The sequence below is a fragment of the Rathayibacter tanaceti genome, from assembly GCF_001634385.1.
Taxonomy (GTDB): domain Bacteria; phylum Actinomycetota; class Actinomycetes; order Actinomycetales; family Microbacteriaceae; genus Rathayibacter; species Rathayibacter tanaceti.
Genome location: NZ_LIIN01000166.1, coordinates 1 through 4,697, shown reverse-complemented (window position 1 = coordinate 4,697; position 4,697 = coordinate 1). Strand labels below are relative to the sequence as shown.

The window sequence follows — 4,697 nt, the reverse complement described above, 5'->3', positions numbered from 1 at the left end:
CGGCTCCGCCGTGCAGCCGGCGAGCAGGATCACCGCGGCGAGAGGGATCACGAGGCGCTGCGTCGTCCGGACCATGCCGCGACTCTAGCCCGGCGCCCGCGCGGCCAGGCGGCACCGCGCCCGGCCAGGGGACCACCCGCCGCAGCACCCCGGGCACTTCCTCTCTCGTCCGTCCCCTACCGGACAACCGGTGGACACCCGGCCCGAACCGGCGTCAACTGGAACCATGCAGTACACGTCTCTCGGCCGCACCGGCCTGTCCGTCTCCCGCACCGTCCTCGGCACCATGAACTTCGGCATGCAGACCGAGGAGTCCGACTCGTTCGCGATCATGGATCGCGCGCACGAGCTGGGCGTCAACTTCTTCGACACCGCCAACGTCTATGGAGGCGACGCCGGCCGCGGAGCCACCGAGGAGATCGTGGGCCGCTGGTTCGCCCAGGGCGGCGAGCGCCGCGAGCGCACGGTCCTCGCGACCAAGGTCTTCGGCGACATGGGCGAGTTCGCCGCTCCCGGAGCCGAGCGCGGCCGCGACTCCTGGCCCAACGGCGGCCGACTCTCGGCCCTCAGCCTGCGCCGCGCGCTCGACGAGAGCCTGCGGCGCCTCCAGACCGACCACATCGACCTCTACCAGTTCCACCACGTCGACCGGACGACCCCGTGGGACGAGATCTGGCAGGCGATGGAGGTGGCCGTGCAGCAGGGCAAGGTCCTCTACGTCGGCTCCAGCAACTTCGCCGGCTGGCACCTCGCGCAGGCCCAGGAGGCGGCGCGCGCCCGCCACTTCACCGGCCTCGCCTCCGAGCAGTCGATCTACAACCTGCTCGTACGCAATGTCGAGCGGGAGGTCCTGCCCGCCGCGCTGCACTATGGGCTCGGTGTCATCCCGTGGTCTCCGCTCCAGGGTGGTCTGCTCGGCGGCGTGCTCGAGAAGACCGCGGAGGGCGGGCGCCGCTCCTCCGAGCGCACCCTCGCCGCGATCGAGCAGCACCGTCCCGCCCTCGAGCAGTGGGAGGCGTTCGCGCGCGAGCGGGGCGAGGCGCCCGGCGAGCTGGCCCTGGCCTGGCTCCTGCACCAGCCCGCCGTCACCGGACCGATCACCGGCCCGCGCACGCTCAAGCAGCTGGAGAGCGCGGTCGCCGCCGTCGACATCACGCTCGACTCCGCAGCGCTCGCCCGCCTCGACGAGATCTTCCCCGGCCACCGGACCGCCCCGGAGGACTACGCCTGGTGACCGCCCGACCGCCTGGACTGCGCAGGAGTCGCGAGCCGGGGCGTGGTCCGGGCGCGGACGTCGACGGTTCCGAGCACGATGCGGTGAAGAACGAAGGAAGGATGTCGATCCCGATCCCGATCCGCGCGGGTTGGCGGGCGTCGAGTCGAATCCTTCCTTCGTTCTTGACGCCATCCGCCTCGAACAGCGCCTCGAATAGCGCCGCTCAGGTGTCGGCGACCGAGGTCGCGAGAACGATCGCCGTGAGCGTCGTCCGCAACCGCTCGAGCGCCGCCGCCTCCGACTCGTCCTCGAGGATCGACTGCTTCACCGCGTCGTCGTAGCCCGCGATCAGCAGGCGCACCGCCGTCCGCGGCTCAAGCGAGAACTCGCGGCCCACGTGGTGCAGCGCACCGTGCACGATCTGCACGAGGGAGGCGTCGAAGCCGGCCCGGAAGTCGCGGTACTGCGGCGCGATGCGCGCGTCCCGCAGCGCGAGCAGCTCGAACTCCGACTCAACCACGCACCAGCGTCGACTGTCGGTGACGGGCCCCTGGAGGAAGTCGAGGATCACGACCGCGAGCCTCTCGGCGGTCAGCGGCTCGTCCGAGTCGACGATCTTGGGGATCGTGCGCCCCATCTGCTCGACGAGAGCGGTCACCCGGGCGCCGTTCTCTCGCTCCATCAGTGCGAAGAACAGCTCCTCCTTCGAGGAGAAGTTGGAGTAGAAGGCGCCGCGCGAGAATCCGGCGCGCTCGCAGATCTGCTCGACGGAGGCGGAGTGCACTCCGGTCTCGGCGAAGACGTCGTAGGCCGCGTCGAGCAGCCGCTCGCGCGTGCGGCTGCGGCGCGGAGTCTCGGGAGGGGTGGCGTCGATCGCGGTCATCGTCGCCTCCTGCCGGTCGCTGCCTGCGACGACCTCACTGTATCCGATACATCCACGTATCCAATACGCTGCTGTATCGGATACGCTCGTGTATCGGAGTCCTGCTCCGCAGGTACAGAGACGTATCGCCTTCCTCCCCCTCACCGTCAGGAGACCGCGTGTCGTCGCTGCTCTACCGTCTCGGTCGTCGCGTGTACCGCGCCCACCGCCTCGTCGCCGTGCTCTGGCTGCTCATCGTCGTCGCCGGCGGAGGAGGCGCCCTGCTGTTGAACCAGGGCACCGACAACACCTTCTCGATCCCGGGCACGCAGTCGCAGACCGCGCTCGACCAGCTCGAGCGCACCTTCCCGCAGGTGAGCGGCACCTCGGCGCGCTACGTCGTGGTCGCCCCGGAGGGAGGCAGCGTCCAGGACGCCGACATCAAGGACCCGGTCAGCGCCGCGGTCACCGCCCTCGGCGATGTGGACGAGGTCGCCGCGGTCACCGACCCCTACTCCGACAGTGTCTCCGGCACGATCTCGGAGGCGGGGAATGCGCTCGTCATCACCGCCCAGATGGACGGCTCGGCCACCACGACGAGCGCCGCCAGCCGAGACGCGCTGAAGGCAGAGGCGACGACGCTGGAGGCGGCGCTGCCGGCCGGCTCCGTCGTCTCTCTGGGCGGCGACCTCTTCGCGCAGAACCTCCCCGGCGTCACGATCACCGAGGCGATCGGCCTCGTCGTCGCCCTGGTCGTGCTCGTGCTCACCTTCGGCTCGTTCCTGGCCGCCGGGATGCCCCTGGTCACCGCGCTGCTCGGCGTGGCGCTCTCGATGTCGGCGATCTTCATCGCCACCCGCTTCGCGTCGATCTCGTCGACCACCCCGCTGCTGGCGCTGATGCTGGGTCTCGCGGTCGGGATCGACTACGCCCTGTTCATCATCAGCCGCCACCAGGACCAGCTGCGGCAGGGCATGGACCCGGAGGAGTCGACCGCTCGCGCGACGGCGACCGCCGGCTCCGCGGTCGTGTTCGCCGGCCTGACCGTCATCATCGCTCTGGTCGGCCTCTCGGTCGCGGGCATCCCCTTCCTCACCACCATGGGCATCGCGGCGGCGGGCGGAGTCGCGATCGCCGTGATCATCGCCCTCACCCTCACTCCCGCGCTGCTCGGATTCGCGGGCGCGCGCCTCCGACCCAAGGAGCGCCGGGCGAAGAAGCGGGCCGCGAAGGCCGCAGCCGCCTCGGGCAGCCACGCCGACACGGAGGCTCCCGAGGACGCGGTCGTCCCCTCCCCCGGCTCGCACGCGCACGCCGAGGTCCCGCGCGGCTTCTTCCGCGGCTGGGTGCGGGTCGTCACCCGCTTCCCGATCGTCACGATCATCGCGGTGATCGGCGTTCTCGGCGTCGCCAGCATCCCGGCGCTCAGCCTGCGCCTCGCCCTGCCCGACGCGGGCTACCAGGCCGAGGGCACGCCCGCGCGCACCACCTACGACCTCCTCGCCGAGAACTTCGGAGCCGGCTACAACGGCCCGCTCATCGTCACCGGCACGATCATCGGCTCGACCGATCCGCTCGGCCTGATGAACGACCTCAAGGGCGAGATCGAGAGGCTCGACGGCGTCGCCTCGGTGCCCCTCGCGACACCGAACGAGACCGCCGACACCGGGATCATCCAGGTGATCCCCGAGGGCGGCCCCGATTCCGAGGCGACCAAGGCGCTGGTCGCCGAGATCCGTGACAAGCACGACTCCTTCCAGGAGGAGTACGGCGTCGACCTGGCGGTGACCGGCCAGACGGCGGTCGGCATCGACATCTCGGACACGCTCGCCACAGCGCTCCTGCCTTTCGGCCTGCTCGTGGTCGGCCTGTCCCTGGTGCTGCTGACGATGGTGTTCCGCTCGCTCTGGGTGCCGATCAAGGCGACGCTGGGCTATCTGCTCTCGGTCGGCGCCTCCTTCGGCGCTGTGGCCGCGGTGTTCGAGTGGGGCTGGTTCTCGGACGCGCTGCACGTGGACAAGACGGGTCCGATCATCAGCTTCATGCCGATCATCCTGATGGGCGTGCTCTTCGGCCTGGCGATGGACTACGAGGTGTTCCTGGTCTCGCGGATGCGCGAGGACTACGTGCACGGCCGTCCGGCGCGCGCCGCCGTCGAGTCGGGATTCGTCGGCTCGGCCAAGGTGGTCACGGCCGCCGCGATCATCATGTTCTCGGTCTTCGCCGCCTTCGTGCCGGAGGGGGACACCAACATCAAGCCGATCGCGCTCGGCCTGGCCGTCGGCGTCTTCGTCGACGCGTTCATCGTCCGGATGACGCTGGTGCCGGCCGTGCTGCATCTGCTCGGCGACCGCGCGTGGCACATGCCGCGCTGGCTCGACCGCATCCTCCCCTCCTTCGACGTCGAGGGCGAGGGGCTCACCAAGGAGCTCGCGCTCGCCGATTGGCCGGAGCCCGGCGCGACCGACGCGGTCGCCGCCGAGGGCCTGCACCTCGAAGGGCCCGACGGGCCGATCTACCGCGACGTCTCGGTGCGGGTGCGGCCGGCGCCTCGCTCGTCGTGCACGGGCCGCACCGCTCGGGCCGCACCGCACTCCTGCTGAGCATCGCCGGCCGGCT

3 protein-coding genes are annotated in these 4,697 nt (G+C 70.9%); 2 read left to right on the top strand and 1 reads right to left on the bottom strand.

From position 1 onward, the window contains the following. Positions 1–226: 226 nt before the first annotated feature. Entirely contained in the window at positions 227–1,234 is a 1,008-nt protein-coding gene (locus tag ACH61_RS14010) for an aldo/keto reductase (protein WP_068213164.1), read from the top strand. Positions 1,235–1,439: 205 nt separating this feature from the next. On the opposite strand, the gene ACH61_RS14005 is transcribed toward ACH61_RS14010, so the two are convergent. Beyond that, complete coding sequence (locus ACH61_RS14005; RefSeq protein ID WP_068213161.1) at positions 1,440–2,099, bottom strand: TetR/AcrR family transcriptional regulator; 660 nt, start codon at positions 2,097–2,099, stop codon at positions 1,440–1,442. A 158-nt stretch (positions 2,100–2,257) separates the two neighbouring features. Here ACH61_RS14005 and ACH61_RS14000 point away from each other — a divergent pair, with 158 nt between their 5' ends. Further along, positions 2,258–4,681 carry an MMPL family transporter gene (locus ACH61_RS14000; RefSeq protein WP_068213149.1) on the top strand — a complete coding sequence of 808 codons (2,424 nt, stop codon included), beginning with the start codon at positions 2,258–2,260 and terminating at the stop codon, positions 4,679–4,681. Positions 4,682–4,697 lie beyond the last annotated feature (16 nt).

Coding starts and splice junctions, on each gene's coding strand:
- ACH61_RS14010 (WP_068213164.1), top strand. CDS start 227: ATGCAGTACACGTCTCTCGGCCGCACCGGCCTGTCCGTCTCCCGCACC.
- ACH61_RS14005 (WP_068213161.1), bottom strand. CDS start 2,099: ATGACCGCGATCGACGCCACCCCTCCCGAGACTCCGCGCCGCAGCCGC.